The organism is Ruegeria arenilitoris, assembly GCF_013031355.1.
Taxonomy (GTDB): Bacteria; Pseudomonadota; Alphaproteobacteria; order Rhodobacterales; family Rhodobacteraceae; genus Ruegeria; species Ruegeria arenilitoris_C.
Genome location: NZ_WPZO01000008.1, coordinates 1 through 22,198, shown reverse-complemented (window position 1 = coordinate 22,198; position 22,198 = coordinate 1). Strand labels below are relative to the sequence as shown.

The 22,198-nt window shown below is 53.3% G+C and carries 16 protein-coding genes; 4 read left to right on the top strand and 12 right to left on the bottom strand.

What is annotated here, in order from left to right:
* Positions 1-150: 150 nt before the first annotated feature.
* Both GOX63_RS17125 and GOX63_RS17120 read left to right on the top strand, forming a co-directional pair.
* Complete coding sequence (locus tag GOX63_RS17125) at positions 151-825, top strand: autotransporter outer membrane beta-barrel domain-containing protein (RefSeq protein WP_170328017.1); 675 nt, start codon at positions 151-153, stop codon at positions 823-825.
* A gap of 170 nt (positions 826-995) precedes the next feature.
* The gene (locus GOX63_RS17120; RefSeq protein ID WP_170327985.1) at positions 996-1,730 is read left to right on the top strand and encodes a hypothetical protein; all 735 of its coding nucleotides are present in this window, start codon (positions 996-998) and stop codon (positions 1,728-1,730) included.
* Between the two features lie 897 nt (positions 1,731-2,627).
* On the opposite strand, the gene GOX63_RS17115 is transcribed toward GOX63_RS17120, so the two are convergent.
* The 12 genes from GOX63_RS17115 to GOX63_RS17060 form a co-directional block, all read right to left on the bottom strand.
* On the bottom strand, positions 2,628-3,716 hold the full coding sequence (locus tag GOX63_RS17115; protein WP_170327986.1) for a hypothetical protein: 1,089 nt from the start codon (positions 3,714-3,716) through the stop codon (positions 2,628-2,630).
* Positions 3,713-6,199: an AAA family ATPase gene (locus tag GOX63_RS17110; RefSeq protein WP_170327987.1), complete on the bottom strand. Its 2,487-nt coding sequence runs from the start codon at positions 6,197-6,199 to the stop codon at positions 3,713-3,715. The genes GOX63_RS17115 and GOX63_RS17110 overlap by 4 nt, the downstream gene beginning before the upstream one ends.
* 11 nt (positions 6,200-6,210) lie before the next feature.
* Positions 6,211-8,001: a patatin-like phospholipase family protein gene (locus GOX63_RS17105; protein WP_170327988.1), complete on the bottom strand. Its 1,791-nt coding sequence runs from the start codon at positions 7,999-8,001 to the stop codon at positions 6,211-6,213.
* A 311-nt stretch (positions 8,002-8,312) separates the two neighbouring features.
* On the bottom strand, positions 8,313-8,708 hold the full coding sequence (locus GOX63_RS17100) for a DUF3883 domain-containing protein (protein ID WP_170327989.1): 396 nt from the start codon (positions 8,706-8,708) through the stop codon (positions 8,313-8,315).
* Between the two features lie 393 nt (positions 8,709-9,101).
* Entirely contained in the window at positions 9,102-10,286 is a 1,185-nt protein-coding gene (locus GOX63_RS17095; protein ID WP_170327990.1) for a formylglycine-generating enzyme family protein, read from the bottom strand.
* Between the two features lie 470 nt (positions 10,287-10,756).
* The gene (locus GOX63_RS17090) at positions 10,757-11,110 is read right to left on the bottom strand and encodes a hypothetical protein (protein ID WP_170327991.1); all 354 of its coding nucleotides are present in this window, start codon (positions 11,108-11,110) and stop codon (positions 10,757-10,759) included.
* A 73-nt stretch (positions 11,111-11,183) separates the two neighbouring features.
* Positions 11,184-12,929: a TniQ family protein gene (locus tag GOX63_RS17085; protein WP_170327992.1), complete on the bottom strand. Its 1,746-nt coding sequence runs from the start codon at positions 12,927-12,929 to the stop codon at positions 11,184-11,186.
* Positions 12,926-14,770: a TniQ family protein gene (locus GOX63_RS17080; protein ID WP_170327993.1), complete on the bottom strand. Its 1,845-nt coding sequence runs from the start codon at positions 14,768-14,770 to the stop codon at positions 12,926-12,928. The genes GOX63_RS17085 and GOX63_RS17080 overlap by 4 nt, the downstream gene beginning before the upstream one ends.
* Positions 14,767-15,762 (bottom strand): TniB family NTP-binding protein, encoded by a 996-nt coding sequence (locus GOX63_RS17075; RefSeq protein WP_170327994.1) that lies wholly within the window; start codon positions 15,760-15,762, stop codon positions 14,767-14,769. Before GOX63_RS17075 ends, GOX63_RS17080 begins: the two co-directional genes overlap by 4 nt.
* Positions 15,755-17,956, bottom strand: a complete 2,202-nt coding sequence (locus tag GOX63_RS17070) for a DDE-type integrase/transposase/recombinase (protein WP_170327995.1) — start codon at positions 17,954-17,956, stop codon at positions 15,755-15,757. Before GOX63_RS17070 ends, GOX63_RS17075 begins: the two co-directional genes overlap by 8 nt.
* On the bottom strand, positions 17,953-18,651 hold the full coding sequence (locus tag GOX63_RS17065; protein ID WP_170327996.1) for a hypothetical protein: 699 nt from the start codon (positions 18,649-18,651) through the stop codon (positions 17,953-17,955). Before GOX63_RS17065 ends, GOX63_RS17070 begins: the two co-directional genes overlap by 4 nt.
* Positions 18,652-19,321: 670 nt before the next feature.
* Entirely contained in the window at positions 19,322-19,588 is a 267-nt protein-coding gene (locus GOX63_RS17060) for a helix-turn-helix domain-containing protein (protein ID WP_170327997.1), read from the bottom strand.
* Positions 19,589-19,718: 130 nt separating this feature from the next.
* Between GOX63_RS17060 and GOX63_RS17055 the strand changes: the two genes are divergently transcribed.
* Positions 19,719-20,285, top strand: coding sequence for a hypothetical protein (locus tag GOX63_RS17055; RefSeq protein ID WP_170327998.1), 567 nt, complete (start codon positions 19,719-19,721; stop codon positions 20,283-20,285).
* Between the two features lie 388 nt (positions 20,286-20,673).
* Positions 20,674-21,609 (top strand): hypothetical protein, encoded by a 936-nt coding sequence (locus tag GOX63_RS17050; RefSeq protein WP_170546520.1) that lies wholly within the window; start codon positions 20,674-20,676, stop codon positions 21,607-21,609.
* Positions 21,610-22,198 lie beyond the last annotated feature (589 nt).

The window sequence follows — 22,198 nt, the reverse complement described above, 5'->3', positions numbered from 1 at the left end:
GCCGCCTCCCCTCCGGCCGGCGACCTTTCATCTATCCACCTCTGGAACCCATATTGCCTGCGCAGCCAGCGAAGAAATCAGCCACGCGATCAAAAGCGTTTGAATCGTCAAAGCGCTCCGTCATCAAAGGGAATCCGCAAAATTTGATCTCTGATTTGCCGGTGTGTTCCTGCAGATCCATTTACTGCCGATGGCGATAGCGACAATTCAACCTTTGACACAAACGCGGTCTATCTGAGCTTCGCTGGCGGACGACAATTCGGAGATTTTGTGGTCGAGGCTGATCTGGGATTTGGCTTTCTTTCAACCGACAAAACGCGAACAATCTCGGGCAGCCCGGATGCAGATGGCGATTACGACAGCAGTCTGCTCACGGCAGGTGTCGGCATCGAACGTACAATCGATCTTGTTCGTGACGTTGATATGCTTGGGTTTGGTAGTGTTCGATATACTCGACAGGACGATGACAGCTATACCGAAACCGGCTCTGATGCGAATGCTACAGTGGGAGAAGTCACCACAGAGGTGCTAGAAGCGCGGCTTGGATTGGAAGCAAAGAAGTCGATTTCCGGTGTCGGTTCGTTCATTGGTCAGGTTGGTGGCGTGTTCCGTCGTGATCTTGGGGAATCGACAGCGGATGTGACTGTGTTTTCTGCTACAAACGAACTGACTTTTGCGGCATCCGATTTTACGGGTGGGAACCTATTGCTTGGCTACGAGAAGGAATTTTCGACCGGAGCAAAGTTGGAGCTGAGCGCCGAGCTGGAGTTCGGTAGCGGGGCCCAAGGGCCGTATGTGAAAGCCGGATTAAATTGGAAATACTGAGTGGATTGGATGGCGGTTGGAAAGTTTGGGACCAAACTAGTGTCATTTGTAGCCAGAAATTCAATGGCTAACATGTTCATCGTTAAACGCATGCCCAGGACCGGGCCAGAGATCTGCAAGAGCTTGCCCAAGGTTTCCGCTCAAAAGCAACAGGCTGAGGCGACAATCGAATGAAAAATATCAAACAGCTTGTATCAGCGCCGACAGGCCTAAGATGGTTGGAGGAAGCCGGTCGTTGGGCAGACGAAGAAATCCGGGCATGCCCGCGCTACGACGAAAGAGACTTCGTTGTCTGGGAAATAAAGATGAAAAACTGCGTTATTGATCCGCGTAAGATCGTTGGGACATCCCACGGCGCCTACAATCAGGGAATGACGTGGCGAGAGTTTCTAGCCTACGGAAAGCGGATGAAGAAGAAGCTGGATATGCTGGAAACCAAGCCCGAATACTATGACGATCCGAAAGCCCATGCCACTGATACCGAACCCTGGAGTTTGGTGGAAATAAATGGTGAGCTGTTCACTGACACAGGCAATCACCGGAGCGTTGTGGCGAAGTTTAGGGCTCATGAAGAAGGCCGCATCGAGCAGCGTGTTTGGTCAGTCGATCGTTTGATAATCTCTGAGACCGCAAAGCTGCAATACGAAGAGCTTCAGAGCGAGTATTTGCCCTGTGAATGTGATAGGGGCCTGGAACGCGAAATGATCTATTTGAGTGATTCAACCAAACGGTACCGGATTTTCGTTAACTGCATTTTACACGGTATGAACTGCAGGGTTCATAGACTGCCTCTCGACGAAGCGGCAGAGTATGTGCGCAAGAGGAACCGCAGTAGTAGGGTTGCCTTGAAAATCGCACCTCAGCTATGGAACCGAATGTTTGGAGTCCATTGCAGAAGAGTGTGAAATCCTCTGCTAGCTTGGCAATAGCGGTTCGAAGCGCGCGACGAAGGCCCGTAGAGAGCCCAAATCTGTCACTTGGCTTGACATTAGATTGTCGGGAGACGGGATGCCCTCGAGCTGCAATCAATGGTCACTTAGTGAATTAGCCCGCACTGATTTTTGATACGGGCGGTCTTTTATTAGATGCCGAGGAAGTTTAGGCACTTTGGAGTTGAGCTTGAGGATGCGTTGGTCGTCACTGAAACGATTGAAATCTAAAGGGCCGAGCGGTTTTCCTGGGCGACCCATATGCGCTAATGGTACTTGGTGAGGGGTACGAAGCCTTCCCTAGTAAGGTGGCCGAGTCTTATCTTGATGGAAATGGGAGCCCTTGGCATTTTTTGAATGTCCGCATTGATGCTCGCTAAGCGAGTTCATCGGTTCTGGATTATATTGACGACATGAGCTTAGCAGTTGCCTTTGCGCTCGCAGCGAACGGCAGGAATACGGGCTGCAAGCGCAGAATTGCCATAGAGCGACCAACGGCAGCTATGGGCCGACAGTCACGACTGACTGCCAACTCAAAAAGCGGCACCAAATTCCTCTGTCAGCAACTGATTTGCAGCTCTGGGTCTACTTCGTGCTCAAGGAGTTATTGATTTGGGGGTGCCATCCGATGTCGAACGTTCACCTCATTTCTGGTCCAACTATGACGGTTGGATCAGGTTCGTGTGACATTCATCAGAATTGTGGAACGTCACAAACCTTTGACTCAATCGAGTTCACTAACCTCAAGAAACGAGCATATCGCGTCATTCAATTCTGACCCAAACGTCAAGCAATTCTGACCCAATACAAGTTACGACCGCTTCACTCGCTCTTTCGATCATCTGGCCGAGGCCATAGCCCGCTTCAGGCCGATCAGCCAATCACCTGATCGTCCAGATACGCCCGAACCCAAGCTTTCGCGACTGCGGAATAGGGGTATTTCTCATCTGTTTTTTCAATTATTTTGGCCCGAAGCGACGCAACCAGCTCCCCCAACTTCGCCACCGCCCGCTGGTCCAGATCCAGATCAAGTTCCAAGGCTGTCACATCATCACCCGCGACCACTGCAGCGTCTCGCTCTGCCTCACGGCGCTCTACCCGTGTCCGGAACTCGGTCCTCAGCAGATCTAGCTCGGTCGAGGTATGAGCGAGGTAATCCAAATCCCGCAAAAGCCGCGTCCGCGCCTGCACTAAACCCAAACGATTGAGACCATAAACCTGGATCGACACCGCTCCAATGGGGCTGGCATTTGCCCTATCTGCCTGAGTGCCAACATCCACCAAATCTCGGATGGCCGTCGGCAGCCCAGGCATCGCGCTCTCGTCCAACGGCTTCGGGTATACAAGCGATATCAACGGTTTGCTTCGATCTACATGGAACACCAGATGATCGTCCGGGTCATCCCGCGTTGGATCCAGCAGCAACCGTGGCTCGTCGTCCACCGCCCCTTCCTGAACCGCAACATGGGCGGCTCCGGGGGCCAGCGGAAAGGCCGATTGCTTGCCCGTTAGAAGGCTCTTGTTTCGGTCAAATTTAAAATGTTCCGTCAGCGTCACCAAGCGCCAATTCGGCGGATTGGGTGTGATCTGCGCCCGCCGCCGGTTGCAATCGATGCAGGCCGGCAAAAGGTTCAGCCAATCCGCCGCCAACCACCAATAACCCGGGTGCCCCACCACCCCTTCGACCGGCCCTTTCGGACGATAATGTTCCACATCCACCGGCTGGGTTGCGGAAAACGGGCTTTCGCAATAGGCACATTTGCCGTGAAAGATCTTCTCCAGCTCGGTTTTTACTTCTGATCGCTTGTAGCGCGAGAATTCATAGGTCTTGATCTCGCCGCCGACGTCAATCAGCGCCTTGTAATGCGCTTTTGCGCGCTCGAGCTCGGTCTGGCCGTCGCTGTTGTAGACGGCGTTCAACACATTCTGCACATCGGATTTCGGGCGGTCGGCCTTCCTCATTGCAGCGTCCCCGCCAGAAACGCCTTCAACCGTTCCACCGCTTCCTTCCGCTTCGCCTTGTGTTCGGCCGAGGACCGATCCCGCGCGTCACGGACGTATTCCGCAACAGCTTCTTGAACCAGCCGTGGAATGACCGTGTCGCCATAGGGCAACGCCTCGCGTATCTCACCGGTAAACGCGTCCAATATATGTGTCTCTTCGCTTGTAAGGTCCTCCCGCCGCTCTTGCTTGGCCAGAATGTCGGCAACGCGCGCATACTCGCGCTGCGTGTTCTCGCCTTCCGTCGTCAACAACCGGAAAAGGTCCGAATTCAGCATTTGTTCGACCGTCAGATGCTCGGCCCGCTCGGCAATCGCAACACTTTCCACCGCTTCAGGCAAAACGCCTGTCGTCGAAGTCAAGTCGTTGATATAGCGATTGAGTACCACCACCTCGCCCTGCACTGTGCCCCTCACACATAATGGATCGTGGCTGGTAAAGATGAACGTCACATTCGGTAACGCTCGCCTCAGCCTGTCGATAATCGTCAGCTTCCAGCGCGGATGCAGATGCGCCTCGATCTCGTCCACCACCACAATTGCATGCGCCAGCCGTGCCTCGTACATGCTGCCCGGAAACGCACGATAAAGCCCCGCCAAGACCTCACAGACCAGCGCCAGAACAGCGCGATAGCCGGACGAAACCGTATCGAACCGCTGCGTGACTGTGTACGGTAGCTGCTCGACCGCCTTCTCGCCGGTATTGGGATCGACCTTCGTTTTGCCGTTCCGGGAGCGCTGAAAATTGATCAACCAGCGTGGCTCGCCGGAAGATGTCTCACGTCGCTCAATATTCTCGAAATCGCCGTCAATCTCGATCAGATACCGTAGCGCCATGATGACGTCGTGGATCTCGCCCGGATTGTTTTCATGCAACTCGGTCAACCATGCTTCAGGGTTCGAGATCGAGCGTTCTGGGTAAAACAGCGTCTCGACCCGCGACACCGGAGTTTCCGAGGCTTCGCGCCCATAAAGTCGATGCGCCCCGAACGCGAATATCAAGGGCCTCTGCGCGCGCGGCGAACCCGACATCTTCCCCGTCTCGCGATCCATGGTCAGCAACAGCTTGCGCTTCGGCGTAAAGGTCAACTCAACCTCCGCCGTCTGACGCGGTTGGCTCTCCAACTCACCTAGGTAATCCGGATCGAGCGTTAGGCGCCGAACGTTCAAATCAAGCGTCTTCCGTTCGGCGGGCGTCAGACATGCAAGCACTATGGCTTCGAGGATCGAGGACTTACCCGTCGCATTCTCGCCGAGGATCAACAGACACGGCGCTTCGGGCAGCGATGTATGCTTCGGCGACACCAACCGCTCCTTGTCGACGTTGGTAAGCTCGGGTTTGAGGTTGAGTTCGACGCTTTCGAGCGATTTGAAATTGCGGATGGAGATTTTGGTGAGGCGTGGGAAATCCCGTTTTGGCGCGGTTCCGGGGGCAGCCTTGGCGGAAGGTGTGGGTTTGGCGGCGGTTTTCGAGGAAGAAACGGGGGCGGGCTCGAACGGATCGCCGGCCTCGACCGCGGTGGACGTCAGCTTACTGATCGCAAATCTGACGGCGGCAATACCTCCTTCACTCTTCATCGCTTTCTCAAGGCCGGCAATGGACTGACGAAGCGTCGGCAACTTTTTCTTTGGCCAGTTGTCTAGCTCGCCTTGAAACTCCCTCAGCACCAAGCCGAACAACACCCAAAATGTCGATGCAAACTCCAGTGCATCCGGGGAATCCTGTTTCTCTGCCTTGGTCAGGACAATGCCGTCATACAAAAGTTCAATTCTGTTTTGAATCGCGGCACGCCGCGCGGCGACAAGTTCGGGACGATCCAGATGAAAGTGATCGATTGTAGCATGGAGCCGGTCGCGCCTGAATTCGAAAGCATTAAAACCCATCGCAACGTTTGGAAAACGTCCATCGAAGGTTACCCGCTCGGGCTTCAAAATACGCTTCCATTCACCCGGAAACAGCAACAGCGGTTGCTCTTTCGCGCTAAACAAGCTGGCGGGTGACGTCAGCAATCCCTGGATAACATCGGGCCCCGGTGCCCATCGCTTGCCCCGAACAGGAAAGCGACTTGAATCCAAAGGCCGACATTCCCGGCAGATCGGGAATAGGTTTTGCCAATTGAACGTCAGCCAAAGATAAGCTTCCAGATCCGGCTTGGACCGCCCATCACTCGCCCGCGACGGCGGTCGGAACCGATAGACCAGTAAATCCTCCGGCGCCAAACGCCGCTCGCAAAACGGACACTTGCCATAAGCCATCTCATGCAGCGCCGGCAGCACATCTCTGCCAAACGGACGTTTCCACACAAAGGGCGGATCGGTCTGCGCCCGACGCTCCGGGCTGAGATGGAGCAGATACTCCTCCATCTCGCGACGCGCTTCGTTTTGCTGCGAGATCAGTGAAGACGGCACAATACCATCATTGAGTTTCCGATTAAAAAAGAACATCAGACAATGCCTTAATCGTTGCTATCCACCACCTCCGGTCGCCGATCAGCTTCTGCCGCCAGCCTAAGGCTAGCGTCCTGTGCAGGACCGCCCGCTTGTTTCACTGTTTTGGTTTTCGCGCTGGCTTCGTCGTTTTTAACCTCCAGCCCGAGGGTCGAAAGCTTGGCCAGAAACGGTTCGACGATTTCTTTTCGCTCGGCCTTCGAAATTCGACCAAACGCACCTACATCCAACTCTGCCATAACTTCCGGGTAGGTAGGGTTCGCCGCGTTATCCGTATAAGCAGTGGTCAGACCTGCCAACGCTTCTTCCATCGCAACAGCATAGGACAGCGCCCTAACATAGCGATGGCGGTTGAAGCCTTTTTGTTCCTCGTCCTTGAACGCTGTCACAAGCTTTTTGCCTGCGTGAGCGCCGTATTCTTGAATATCGGAGACAACGCCTGGGTCCATAGTAAAGTTCATGCCGCCCTCTGACGTCCTTAATCGGATTTCGACGATCCGTTCGGCATAGCCCGGCAACTGCGATTGCAACGTGTCGTTCCAGTCTTTTGCCGTGTTCAGAATGGCGAAAAGGAAAGAACCGATCCCGTCAACCTTCGACGTCCGGAGCCTGGGAACGTCGCGCGGCTTTTCAGGCAAGTCCACCCGCTCGCCGGTGTGGATGGCCTCTTCATAGGGGCCCAGCTTGATGCCGAAGGTTGGGCGCTGCGGCAGGGGCGCGTCAAAGAAATGCACCGGGAAGTTTGAACAAATGCCGCCGTCGGAAAACAAAAGCCGCGTCATCGGGTTCTTGCCGTTTTCGTCCTTTGGCTTCTCGTAATCCACACGCCACAGAGGCACCGCGCTGATCAGCCCCGGAAAACTCAGGCTCATCCGCGCCATCAGCACCAGCGGGAATTCAGGCCCCACCGGCAGACGAAAAAGATCGTCCGGATCGTCCTTGTGCTGTGGCGGATTGGCGGTTTGGCAGAGATATTCCACCACCCGCTTTGGAAAAAGCCGCTCCATCTCGGACCGTCGCACAAAGAACCGCTTTTCTGTCAAAGGCAGCTTATAGGGCCGTTGCGTCGACAGATCCGTCGTCATGGTCGCCACATTGATGCCAACGTGTTCCAGATCACCGATCGTCAAGGGCGGAGTCGTATCAGTCACATCGCAACCGGCCACGCGATCGATGTGATCTGCGATCCAGTTGGTGAAGGCCGGCTTTTGCGAATCTGGTTGTGTCTTACCGGAACAGAGCCCGAAATCCGCGGCCGGCAGATGCACCGTTGCGGCCTTTTTCAGCGCCAGCCCGATCAGAACGACCGCTAAAACCGGGATCAGCAACAGGAAGAACAGAAAGAACCCCCATACCCCAAACATCGCCGACAAGATTGCGGGCGCGCCAGCCAGCAACACAGCCGTGAACACCCGCCCGCGGTAAGTGGTCAAAACCGCTTTCAAGACACCGGTCTTGGCTTTGGGTTTACCATCTTCGCCCTCGGGTGCGTTCGGGTCTTTTGTCACCAGTTTTTTAAGGATTTCGAAGGGCTGTTTCAACTCGGGCGTTGGCTGAAACAGCGAGCCTAGGTCCTTGCCAAGTTCCGAGGCAATTTCCTCGATGTCCCCGAACCCCTCATTGCCGCCACCGGTCTGCCGTCGATACTCGGCCGCACCTGCAATGGTTGCCGCAATAGCACCCGCCGACGTTCCCCCGATGTTACGCAGCCGATAAGATCCGGCTATCTCTGTGATGGCAAATGGATAGACCACCCCCGAAGTTACCCCGCCTTTCATGATAAGGTCGCATTCTCCCATAGGTCCCTCCTAAAATTCACAGGCAATAAAAATATTGGGGATGTTACAGGAATCGACTGAATTGCGTAAGAGATTTGACGCTTCACGCGCAACGCCTCAGTGTTTGCGATCCTTAACAATTGAGCCTACAGCGTCTCTATCTATTCTAGGAGAAGTATATGTGTCTGGCGGGAATCTCACCGGAACTGGTCTGAAGTCTCAATCGGTCTTCTCTGGGTGAACGGAGGAAGATACGGCCCATTCAGACGCCATTGCCGCGCGAGCGGCTTCGTCCAAGGGCCGACTTTGTCAACTGATGCAGTGTGTCTGCGTCAAGCAATGGACAGCCGGGCCGCGATGATGGGCAAAATCCGTAGTCGCTGCCCGTCGTCGGTCATCCAGACCAAGTCTTTCCCCTTCGTTAAAATTGCATCATAGCGAAAAATGTAGGCCACCGGTTTGGGCGAAAGCGCCTCCGTAAGCACGTAAATGATGTAGTCTGCCCGATGTTCAGGTGATTGCATTTTCGCGTATTCGTTTGGCGTTAGCTCGACGATGGGGTCTTTTCCAGAGAGTCCTTTGACCTCAACTTTGAGATGGGCGCTGTCTTCAGAGAACGCTTCAAGGTCCCAGCCGACGCCGTCCTTCTCGACTGATTCCACTCTATGAGAACCGCCCTCGTCGGACTCGTAATAGGCAATCGCGTGGTTAATAGCGGCCTGTTCCACCTTGCGGCGCAACTCTGGGTCAGTCTGTCTTGGAACTTTGGCCGACCGTCTGACGTGTCGTCCGCCTCAGTTAATGTATGCAACGACATCCCTATTGAAGGCTGCTCCTTTGCCATACCAGACTGGGCTTTTCGTCCAAACCTGGAACCGTTCATAATCAGAGCTAGCGCCTACTGAACCATTCTGAATCTGAGGGCGCAACGAGCTGGATCTAGCCGTTCTCTACAGCTCGTTTAAATGGAAAGATGAGCCCATGCCTGCCGTCGACTAGGCTTCTATTCTTTGCATGTGCGTCGCGTCGCGAGCCGCACATTCCAGACGTTCGGTGCCAGGTCACGAATGGTGGATGATCGGACAAAGCGGACACTGTATCGGGCGTCACCAAAGGCAGTTTTATTTCTCCGGGGTTAAATCGCGGACGACACGAAACCCACTCCAAGGCGACCAGCGATCACTCGAACTGGCAACGCGTCGGGCGGGTCTTGCTAACTCAACATGTCCGGCATACGCACCTCCCTTTATCGAACGCTTACAGTCGGGACGGTCTGTATCTACTGCCAAGTACTGACTGGACGTTTCTAAGCCGCGATGCGGTCCCTCTCCGCAGGAACTTGTGACTTCACCGGCGTTACCGGACATATGTCGTAGGCCCCAATCATTTGCCGCATCGAGATTGTCTACTGGTAAAAGTTCTCTGGCACTTCCAAAATCAACTTTCCAAACACGTTCACCATCCACATCTTCGAAGCGGTAGTTTAGAAAGTTGGCCTGTTCTAATGTCAGAGTGTCGCCTTGCGCATACCTAGTTGTTGTGCCAGCCCGTGCTGCGTATTCCCATTCCGCTTCGGTCGGAACCCTGTAAACATTTGCCCCTACCTTTTTGTTTAGCCACGACGTGTAATCAAGCATCTCATAATAAGTCATGCCAGTCATTGGGCTGCGTGGATGGGTTGCATGTGGTCCCTTGGGAAGGCGATACCTAACGCGTGTATCTGGGTTTGGAGTACAATCCACGGCGCTCTCACACGAAGAGTATTTATAGCGCGGAAGGTCCTTTTGTCCCATCTCGCAGCCACCGTCTTCAACGCAAGCAGCCCATTCTTCGCGCGTAACTTCGTTGCGTCCCATAGCAATAGGCAGATCAATAGTAACCTGATGGCGGGGTACTTCGTGCAGAAACGGATTGACAGAATACTGAGGGTCATCCTGTTGGACGACGTTTCCACTTGCATAGTATTGCCTTAGACCCTCTTCGGGCCGATCTGGATCGATGCCAAGGTTGGTAAAGGACTGTCTGAGCTTCAATTCGTAGTCAGATGGGTCGAGTTTCGTGGTTAAAAAGGTATTTATGGTTAAATATCCGCTTAACTGCGCAGCATTCGCCTCACGGACAGTTGAGCCCATTTGAAACTTACCCAGCGGTAGAACGATCATCTCTGGGCAAACATCACAGTCTTTAAAAACGTCGAGGGCGTTCACCCTTTCGCCGTTCGCGGTGACATATACTTCTTCAGCAGATGCAACACCTCCAAACATTAAAAGAATTATCAGGCCTAAGAGAGCGAGTGTATTACACATCAAATGTTCCGAAAAGTAGGTCAGGTTGTTCTGTGCATACGAAAACTAGCGTGCGCTTCAAAGCCGACATTCTCTTTTTTGAGCATTTGTTGCTATGGGCTAGTAGCGAACATTTGACGATCTCTATCAAGCACACGGTGGTTCAGCCGTGCGGAGCGTCCGGTATGCGGGACAAAACTGTCGTTTGAGAACAAAAGAGGCAAGGTCAGCGGTGCTGCCATAGTTGCAAAAGAGTGCAATACGCGGAAACCGAGCTTTGTAATGTCCAGAGGATGGCCGAAAGCGGGTCCGGCTATTTCAAAAGTGAACGGCGGCTTAATGCCTAAAAGTGCTTGTGAGCTAGACGTCGACATTTCCGCGCACTGCTCATGAACCGGACCTTTCGGGCTGATCAGTATTAAGCTGCCCATCTGGTTGGCAACGCCTATTGATCTTTAAGTATTACCGAAGGTTCGCTTCAAGGCACCCCGTCACTCATCAGAATGGTCCTTATTCGAGCCCCTTAAATCAAAAATTCCCAGCTTCTTCATACGCCGAATTATTGCAATGTGATTTATGACCCGGTCGATCTTAGCCGCCTCTCCCGTGGCGTAAGCTGCCGCAATCATCATGAACTGCCTATCAAAGTCCTCAGCAAGCTCCGCATCATTGATTTCCTGTGTGTTTCCAGCCTCCCAAGAAGCGATGGAGTCTTCATACTCTTCTGCCCACATCTCATCGAAAAAGGCCTTCGCATCAAATTCGGGATCTACCTCACCCAGCTTTTCCATGGCCTCCCATAGTGATTTGAGTCGCTCAAAAAGGCTTTTTTCATTATCAGCCATTAGCTTGTGACCTCCATTTCAGCATTTTTAATTTTCGGCCGAACGAATGCTGATGAGTCATGCATATCTAAACTTAACGTCGCTGATTATGCCAACCGTTTCCTCCGCATGTCTCGACCGATAAATCAGAAACCCCGGCGCCCTTCTTGCATCTGTCCCGCTCATAGGCCTCAACATCCTCGGCAGGTACAAGCATTCCGGTCACTCGGCTTTGACTGTGTTTCATTCGCTTCTGTCGGAGGACGCCACTTGCGATCAATCGATTGAGGTTCGGCCGGCCCATAGACCATCTTTGAACCAGTTCTTCTTTGGTGAATCCATTTCGAGGCTGCTTCGACAAGGCTTTGGAAACACCCGCTTTTGAAACCAGCAAGTTTCTCAGTGCAAGCTCTTGGCCAATGCGCCCCTTCACCTTGAGATTGCCTGACAATATCAGCTCCACGATATCAGCAACTCGGCATTGAGTACGACGTGTCACATTCGATATTGTGTAGGAACCTCTCGGAGCGGTTCGAAACACACGCGTCCCGTCAAAAATCCGATCCAGCATGCATTGCAGATATTCGGCATCATAGCCTTTGCGCTCCCAGTGATCCTGCCCGGTTCGGGGTCGCAGGACTCTGCGTTTTTGCAGTTCCTTGACCACGTTTTCTGAAATACCCAGAAACCCCGCGACCTCTTTCCTGGACAGAAACCTTGAGGTTACCTCTCTCAATCCTTCGACAATTTCGACGGTCAGAATGCCATCAAGCACAAACGTCCCGTTTGCATCGCGGTGACCGAGACGGCTGTCGATCAGGATCTCCTCGAATAGATCGCGACGAACTTTCAGGTGTTTTCTGGCAGATGTGAGAGTGTGAACCCGGCGCCTTTCAACTTCAATTCCAAAGACGACTGTACCCGGCACAATGGGATAGCGATCCACGACGTATCGGTGCATCAACTCCCGAAACTTGTCCAAACCTTCACTGTAGTCCAAGTCTCGATACAGATAGTTGCGTAGCGCGCCAAAATGCGGCCAACTATAGCGACCGGACTTTCGCGCGGTTCTTTTCGAGAATTCCGTCAAGGCGTCAAACAAGGCGTTGTCCCCAGCCATCAGGAGCTCAAATCCGTTCAAAAGAGCCCGCCGTTTTGCATGGCGGTCCAGGTCGCCCCTACGTTGCGACCTGCCATAGGTCAGAATGATGCCAAGAGCTTCGGCAATCCTGCAAAGCAGCGGAATACTCATTTGGTCGCAAAGAGGCTGACCGCGTCTTCTGATCAACCGCTCGGCAAGATAGCGATCAAGGCTATCGGCGATCATGGGATGATCTGCAGATTGAATTTCGTTCCAGGCATTTTTGATTGCCAAGCTGGTATCAAAGCGCCTCAAACGCAGAGATCTGCACGATATGGTAAGCAGCCTTTCGTTGTGCAGATGACAGCACCCAATTTGTGGGATCTGCCAGTGAAGCTGATGTGTCTTTTCCCAGATTTCTGGCGACAGTTGGTGCTGCTCCAACAGACATTTTGGACAGACCCGAACCTGAACACAATTGAAGGTCAGAGGTTCTAGCGTCTCGTGCCCGATCCGATACCTATTTCTGGCCGTCTTGATTACGGGAGTTTTTGCAAATGCGTCTTCCCGCAGACCCGCAAGATGACACAGCTCCTTTAGAGCACCCCGATCCCCGTTCGATAATGCAAGCAGGTCCAACCCAACATCGCTACAAAAGGACGCCATATCCGAGCAGCCGTTTCGCGCGGCCAATCGCGATAGATAGGATGTGGGAATTTCCTGCGCAGCAGGACGCAGAGAAAGCGCAAGCTTGCTCATTTGCCTTCTCCCTGCGCCTGCCGATCAATGGCAGATTTGGAAAGCCAAATTCCATCCGGCAATACGGCCTCCTTGTCATAGACGCGCACCAGACTGCCATCACAAGAAATGGGCGAAATCTCTTCGCGATCGAGTTGCCGTGCTAAGTGGATCGGGGCAACGTTGCGTTGAACTGCGATCTGGCCCAACGTGGCATACCGCGCCTGAAACCCGCGAATACTGTCACGACATACGTAGGTCCTGATGTGGATTGTATCCGGGTTGAGCTTGTTGATTACAGCCAAATAGCCCGCATTACGCAGCTTGCGGATTGAGATGATACTGATCTTGAGGAACTTTGCCGTCTCTGCGAGCGTCAAATCGCGTTCAAGGCAGATGGCATCCTTTTGAGCGAAAGCCCGCTCAGAAACCTCAATTGCATGCACCCCCGCGCCTGTGCCCTGGCGCAGTTGCCCTTCCAGTTCACCCGACAAACACGCCGCAACAACCCGAGCCAGAGAAATTCCCCTTGAACGACAGAACGTCCGAAGAGGTAGGTAGCCGACGTCGTTGGTGACATCAGGCAGTCCCCCAATGCGCCGCAGTAGAAATTGGATCTCCTGACGCCGCGCATAGCGCAAGGCCGACGTTACTTGAACCTGCGTCAGAACCCCCAAACGCATGAGCACTTTTACTTGCTCAGACCGAATGGACAACTCTTTCGCAGCCTGAGACAGGTTCATAAGCTCCGACCAAAACGCCTGCGCCCAGGCAAGCTCGGTCACTCGAACATCCGTGCGTTTCATGGCGTCATCAGCGCTGATCCCCTCGATGTACCCCAACAGCTTTTTCAAAAAGACTGCACCGAAACCCGAACGCTTGCGGGCCTCTTCCATCGTGAGCCAGATTTCACGCTGTGGCTTTTGCCCTAAAACATCTTTGTCCAAAGGTACCGGATAGGTCTCAAAGATGTGCTCGCGCGTTTTTGTCCGTATTTCGTGCAAGATTGGGTCGTCCTGGCCGTCATGAAGCCATTCATAGAACGGGCCCAGATCGGAGCTAAAATACGGGCGCTCACTCCGGCTGTTTCCGTGCAGCAGGTGAAGCGCTCGTGACAGTCCGTCTGGCCCGTCTGACATGTAGGAATGTCCGAGTTCAGCCAGTCGAGGCGTGACTGACCGATCAAGGCTCATTGCGGCTCTGGCACCGAACCCTTCCAACGCTGCTCCTAGGGAAACGCAAGCTCCATGCAGACTTGTTAGGTCGAAACCATTGAGCCAGTCTCCTTGTGGGCCAGATCGGATGCGTTCGCGGACATAATCTTCGAACCTGATCGGCGGTAGAATGATGGCATCGGCAACGGCCTTCTCGATCACCTCCCAATGCTTGATCGCCTGTGTCGCAAAATCATAGGCTTCGTGAGAGTGACCCGCAGCCGGCAGTGTTCGCAGCCCTACGCCGTGCTTGTCGCAGCGGTGCAGGCTGAGAACTTTCCATTCCAGTAGCTCGTATATGCCATGTTCGCCTGACTGGGTCCGTGCTTCCGACACGCAGAGAGGACAAAACCGGGAAGCCGTTCGGCGAAACACACCCGTTGAGGAATGCGTAAGCCCCACGCGATATCGGCCAGCTGCGAGCTTAGTCGCTGAACACAACTTCAACGCCGAACAATCCTGTCCTGTCAGCCATGCAAGACGCTCCAATTGATCCTCATGCCCGGAGCAGAGAAATGGCCATCGCATTCCAAGATCCGAACAGAGATCGCGCGGTGTGGTTCGATAGAGCCGAGCCACTCGACTGACGTAACCTGAGGGTGTCTCCCCCTCGATAAGGGGGAGAATGGGGTTAAGGGGAGACCTCATGCATTTTCTCCGTCGTCAGGGTCTTCCCCGTCGTCCAGAAGCTTTCTTGGATTGATGCGCCCGTAGTCCTCGGCGATGAAGACATTCATCCATTCCTCAGCTCCGTTACGCTCGCCGTAGACCTCTGCAAAATGCCGAATGCTTAGCTTGGCTTCGAACCCCTGGGTGAACAGTGCATGCGACACCGCCAAGACCACGATCTCGGCCATCAGTCCAAACTGATAGTCCGCCGCATGCATCAGCCTCATGGCAAAAGCTTCGTTCTTCACCGACGCTGTAACTTCAATCCGCGCACGATCGGCGTATCTTTGAACGATCTTTATGACATGTTCGACATCACGCACTGCGTGCAGCCGACCGATTTCAATCGGATCAACTCGACGTGCCAGTTGCGCGTCCTGATTTACGATTTTCTTGAGGTCAGGCATCCCGGACAGCAGCAACCCGACCGGCCAGACGGAGTTTTCCATCAGAGATTTTAGGGTGTTGACCACTGACTGCCGTTCCTTGTCAGTTTGGAAACGAGCCAAATCCTGCGCCTCGTCGAAGCCAAGAAAGAGCGTTCGACGCAGCCGGAGTTGCTCTTTGACCTGATCCCAGATTGCCGGGCCTTGTTTGTTACCAGAATACGGATAACCAAGCGCCCGCAGCGTAGCCGCACCAACAAATTTCATCGTGGCGGGGCTTGGCACCTGAAGACCAATGAACTCGCAGATTTCCTGCTCCGTGTCCGTCGCCATTGCGTGCCTGTACTTATGCTTGAGATGCCGCACGGCAGTGGTTTTCCCGCTCCCCGACGGCCCCACCAGCATGATGCTTCTGGCTGTGAACAGCATACCGTCCGCATCGTCTGCACGGCGCTGTTCAAGAAGAGCACCAAAGCGCGCATCAAGTTTGTCAAACTCTGGCCGCGGGATGTAGAGTCTCCTCAGACTCTGCACCATTTTGCGGATGTCCTTGTCAGTCCAAAACTTCTTGCTGTGCTTATTCATCGCCCTTCTCCTCGGTTTCGTCGGATCCTCTCCGATCACCGTCGTCGTCGTCCAACTCGTCACTGAAGAGCCACTCGCTTTCGCTCTCCTCTGGCAGTATTGGTTCTTCTTCGGGTAGTGGGCCGGGAAGGTACGGTATTTCATCGGAGAGGAATCCGATGTCCTGATCCGGGCTCGGAGCGTTTTTGTCGGCAACAACGTCCGGGTCGGACCCCAAAGACAGACCCCAGAACGTCTCTTTTTGCGCGCGTTTGATCTGATCTCTGGTAGTTTTGATCGGCCCAAGCTGTCGCGCCGCACATTGCTCAGCGTCGATCTCCTTCATTCGCTGAATAGCGCGGTCTAATACACCCTGCGTCAGGCTGGCGGCTGCGCGATTGTTTTTGCGCAGCTCAAAGACTGATCGCTCCCACGTTGCAAAAGATATTCCGTCAAGCCCGTCGATCGTTGCCCGCAACGTTGACCACCCGCTGTCGTTTCCACGCTCCAGCCAAACTGAGATATGACCCATATCTTCAGGATCGATACTGACCTCGACCGATTGCGGACCGTATTTCAGAAAGTGCTTGGCAAGACGTTTGGAATGATAATTCACGCCGTTCATCAAAATGCCATGAGGGCCAGTTTTCCGCTGGAATTTCAGTCCCAGGATGTGACGCAGTTTGTGCGCGCTCATTGGTGGAGACCAACCAAACTCAGAGACGAGCTTGTCCCACATGTTGTTGGGCGTTGCGTATTCTAAGCTCCGATGCTTGCGATTATGGTAAACATCAACCGTGAACCGCACCAGAAGTTCCAAGATGCTCTCTGCGGTATGCACCGCATATTTTTCCGACGGATAGTCGCCCCTTTGCTGCGGATTGGAAAATGTCCGCCCGGTCAAATAGGGCATCAACAAAGTCGCTATCGTACGAAATAAGCGCTCGATGACCCCTCTCAATCGAGGAACCCCAGCAGGCAAAACAGAATAGTCAATCGCCAGATCGGACAGTACAGCTTTGAAATCCGCGTTCACAAAGGCCGGGCCATTGTCGACGACAACATGATAGACATGCCCGTGTTGCGACCAGGGTGTTTCACAGCCCAGCCCGGATGCAAGCGCAGTCTTGTCGCGCATTGCCATCCAGATAACTGCTTTCGCATCTTCTGCACTTGGCGCGGTCGAAAGCTTGAGACCCAAAATTGAACGGCTGGCGGTGTCCATTGCGACGCACACCCAGTAGCGCCCAAGTTCAAGATCACGCAGGCTGGTATGCGTGATGTCGATCCCTGCGCTCTTCAGGATCGACATGAGGTCGATTTCCCATTCGTCCATTTCAATACGAAACAGTGGAGCCTGAAGCTTGATGCCTCCAACATGGGCACCCAGCTTGTTCTTGGCATATGCGACACCCTTGCGTGCAGCCAACACCTCAAACCGGTCCAGTTCATTGATACGGCGCTCGATCGTGCTCAGTGAAACTTCCGGAAGAAGTTCCTCACCGGCGATCCCAAGGGCGATGTTCTTTCGTCGGACCTCACTATTTACAGCATCCAAAACTTGCGAAGGGTAAATCTCGTTGGGGTGAAGATAGTTTGCAAGTTCGATCTGAATGATCGCTTCGACATGGGGATGTACCCTCTTGCCGTTCTGACCGTTGAAAATCGATCTTTTGACAAAAATCATCGGGTCCCGGGTCTCTTCCCAAACCCGGTACTTTTGCATGATGGTGCTGCGACCGGGAACATGCGAAAGGAGGTCCGGTGGAACCGGCTCGCCGTTCATGGCTTTGAGCACCCCATCCTGAAGTTTCTGCTTCACGCGCTCATGCAGCTTCGGAAGAAATTCAAACCACCGTTTTGAAGATCGGTTAAACCACCCTTCTTCTTCCCCTTCGCGCATGGCCTCGCACCAGGCTTCGCCTTGGAACGCCAAGAGCTGGGTTTTGAGAGACAAGCGCGAGAGCAACGCCCGCCCTGCCCGCGCGCGACGCGCGGCCTGACGATCCGAGAAATAGCCATACTCGATCGAGAAATGCCCATCTTCGAGCAGTTTGGCGAGTTCCTCATGGGTAAACGTCAGAGGAACAGAGCCCGCCTGTTTTGCAAGCAGTGTAACCGTGTCCTCTGTGACCTTATGCACAAAGCTGAGTTCACCTTTCCCGATCACAGCATCTTCGAGGCTAAGGTTGAGCTGAAACTGGATATCTTTCATGGCTTTTCCTTTCTTGGAGCGACGGTTGTGTTGGTGGAAATGCGTTCACGCGTGTTGGCTTGCAGATGCCCCGCGTAAATAGCTCTGAAGGCGGCGCGGAAGCCGCGCGCACCCAGGCCCAGAGGTTTGATGAGATCATCGATAGAAAGCTCGTCTTTGAGACCTGCGATGGTCTCAGCAACGAGAAGATCGGCCTCTTCGTCCGGGCAGCGTCTAAAGAAATTCAGAAGCTCTGCGTTTTGCACTTCTTTTGGATGGTGGTTGCGCTCTGTGATGAGGCAAACTTTGTCGGCAAATCCCTTCGGCAGATCACGTCGGATCGCGGCGAGCGTGCTTCGGAAGCTCAGCTTTTCGACCCGTTCGGCGGGTTTGACGGCCATCGCCACACGTGATCCATCCCGGTACTCCGCCAGCCAATCAAAGCGATGCGTGCGCTGACGCCCCGAGGCATCAATATAGCTGACGGGACGCGGCTGATCGTGCAGGTTCCAAAGATTTGGATCTGCGAGAGCGAGTAGGCAGGTTGCCCGTTCAAGCTGACTGGCTGAAATAAACTGCCGCCAGTACATTTCGGCGGGTGTCCTAGCCAGGGTAAACCCGCGCACAGTGAACTTCGAGCGCGCAGGAAACATAAGCCCGGCCGTGGTGGGTGCAGGGGGACGATAGAAATCGTCGTCGTCATCATCTTTAGACATATCTCTAGCCGTGGCTGCGGTTGTTGCCCGCGCCGTTCGGCTCCTTTTCATCGATTAAGGCAAAAGGTGACCCGCCCGCTGAAGTGATCAGCGCGGTTGACGGGTCGCCAAAAATCATTCATGAAGGGTGTGCAAAGGGGTGCTAATCTCTTGCACTTGGCCCTTTGAGAGCTGCAACTCTCGGGGGCTTTGCTTTTCCTACGGGCTCATTTGTTGCTCTCCTCTCTTGGCAGTGGTTCGAACAGCTCGGAGACAGGCACACCAATGGCATCCGCCAGAGCCTGCTCGATGGGCGAATTCAACAGTTTTCGTAGACTGGAATGCCCGCGCTCAATAGGCCGTTGCCTAGCCTTTGCCTGAAGCCAGACAAGCAAGCGTTGCGTAGGCAGTATCGATCTTTGCGAGGTAAAGTCCCCAGGCCCGGCGATAGAAGGTAAGAAGTCGCAAAACATGCGGAAGACACCGTCAACAACAATACTCGTATCGTATCGCGGACCCAGGCAAGTGCGCGTGGCAGTTTGTGCACTTCGGAAATGTCCGCAATCCGGACGATTGCGACAGGTCCCTCTGCCTGCGTAAAAACCAGGCGATCTGCAACACAGGACTTCGGTCCTTTCCGGCTCACCAATGGGTCTCATCGCAACGCCACAACCTTTCCAGAACCCGGGATTTACGGTCTTCCCGTGCTTTGCTCCTCGACCACTTCTGATTGGGCGTAGCGCTCAGGGAACAGCTCCTCAACCCGCTGATTTAACACAGCAGCCAGGTACTTCTCGATTTTCTCCGAACGGCTTTTCCCAAGCGACACAGAGCTGACGGCGCTGGCTCCGACACCGATCCGTTGCGCTAGATCCGTGAGCTTCAACCCCCTGATTTCTAGTTCAAACTTGATCCGCGCATGCCTTGCTCGGTCGATAGGGATATCATTGTGTCTCATGATTTGACCTCACGAATGGAGTCTATTTTGCGACTATCCCAAATAGAGTTATCGTGCGCGCGGCAGTCAAATCTTTTAAACGCTGCCCCAAGTTGCAAAAAACACCTTCTTGGAAGAAGGGGCATGGAAAATGCGAGCTAAAGAGAAAGTCGCGTGTCAGCTTGCCCGCGACATTTGGGAGGTTCAAAACAACTACAGAACTTTCCGAAGAGTTGACCCGGCAGCGGTAAAACGCTCCGATATTAGTCTGGGCAAAGACGGTGATCTCTTTATGATGGTCTGGCTGAAAGAGGCTATGGAGTTACCTTTCCAATTCTCGTCGAAGCATCTCATTTCAGACTTTCATGCCGTAGAAATGCTCAAGGATTTACGTGCAATGTACTATTGCTCTCGCAAGTCTCTTTGGAAGCTGCTTGAACAGCTGGGTTTGGATCCATGGGAACGCGTCATCAAGGACTATGAATCTCGCCTACCTTTAGCGCAGATAGCAAAGCGCCATGGGCTGAAGACAACGACACTTTCTGACGGCCTGAAGCATCGAAAAGTTCCAATTCGCTCAGGAAGACCTTCAATTCAACTCGATAGCTCTGAAGTTCGAAAGGCGCTTCAAGACTGTCCTTCAATTAACGAATTGAGCAGAAGGTTGGGGGTTTCTTGGGACAAGGCGAAAGAACAGATGAAATCTTGTGAAGGATAAGCATCCATTTGATGCTTATTGCTCGAGAATTGCGATATGCGACAAGACTGATTGCATATTCCCGGTGAATTGCCGCATGAATCCCAACAAAGCTGCCGCCCAATCCCGTTAAGATTTTGCATCCAGACCGATGGCCCCCAATCACCGTGCCACCGGTTACCTAACAGGAACGCCACGGAGCTGCCCTTCGCCACATTAGCAGCACCGACCACTACGAACGGCAGCTTTGCGTCGGAAGTGACCTTGTTCCGTCGCCGGGCAAGGGTAGATTCCTTATCTGAATTGGGAAACTTTGCTGCTTCAATTTAAGGTTGCACTCTACAATTCACCATGCCTTGATCTTCCAACATATTCCTGGACAAAGAACTTTAGATTTTGAGGTACTCGAATGCCGGATGTTCGTGTTGGAATAGCGCTATATGAGGCTCTGTACCGTCGTTTTTTCTTCTATTTGGCAAAATTGGGTTTCGAACAGTGTGTTGTAATTGACGGTGACTTGGCACGAGTTGATTTTTGTATGGCTATGCAGCTCGATCACAATATCGGGCTTGCGGTAGAGAGTTGGCAGGAATGGCAAGACTTTAACGGTTGGCTGATAAGTGCTGGCAAGCCTGCTATGCAACTATACAGTTTGGCCCGCCAATTCAGCACCTTGGCCAACGAATACCAATTGTTCTCCATACAACGGGTAGTCCAGCAACGATCACACCTCCCTAGTTTAACGGAAGATGCCGTCAATCATGACGTTTTTGTCGAAGTTGTTCTGAACGGGCACAATCACGGCTTGGTGCCCGCTAACAATGAGCGCCTACTCTTGATCCAAGGGCTAGAGATGAAGGAGGGAATAGAACTTGGTCAACTAGGGGCGCTGGTCTCTTCGAATGACTTGAATATCGACCTGAGACGGCTTCAACCGTATCTAAAACTAGGCGACTACCCCTACAGTGCCTTTGTCACGACTGACCCACAATTCAATGAACGGCCTGCCATGGTAGCTCTGATGGCAGCGCTACGCACGTACCGATGCGGGCGGCCAGGTGACATAAAGTATGTAGGTTTTGTGCAGAAATACAGAATCTTAACTGGAGAGGTTACCTACATTACACCGGCGCATTCTGTTACTTATCAAGAAGAAACGGCTCTGTTTGGATCCGAGGCTCCCACAATCTCAAAATTTGGTCTTCCTAGCAAACATCGACTGCCTAAACACATTGCTGGCGTGTTTGAAACTTACAAATGCAATCTGTTTGCCGCGGAAATGCTGTCGCGCGCTTTGTTAGCCCCCCAGATACTTGAGGATAAGCCTTCTTTTCAATGCGCTTGAGTGCTTGTTCGTCATCAAGGGTTACGTAAAACGGTATGCTCTAGCGACGATGGTCGCGGTGTCTACAGACAAAACTAGAGCCACTGCCGATCTTATGGTGGAGCTCTACCAACTCCGAAACGCAATAGTTCACGGTGACTCTGACGATGAAACGAAAATCCGTGGACGCTTTCAGACCAACCGTCAAAAATACGACCTAAAGACTTCACCGGAGATTGCATTGGAACGGTTAGTTTTACGCGCGTTTGAAAACTTGATGGGACAATCCTGGACACCCAAGCAAGGGTCCAAACAGTTAGAAAGGCAAATCAACCAACACTATCCCGAACTGCGTGAGTTGCTGCACAACAAGTAGATGGAGGCGTGATACTTGTAGAAGCCAGACCTCTGTTTTTTGTCAAAACCGCTGAAGGTCCGCTTAGAGCTTTGACCTTCCTAGCGCACCCATAGCATCCAGTTGGTGCAGCAAAGACCGGGAAGGGCTCAAAGGACCTGTTCTGTCTCACCGCAGAGAACGGCTGCAGTGAGCCCAAACCCACAGGATGCTGCATGCTGCTCGAATGACAGTGAGGCGCAGAAACCGGACTTT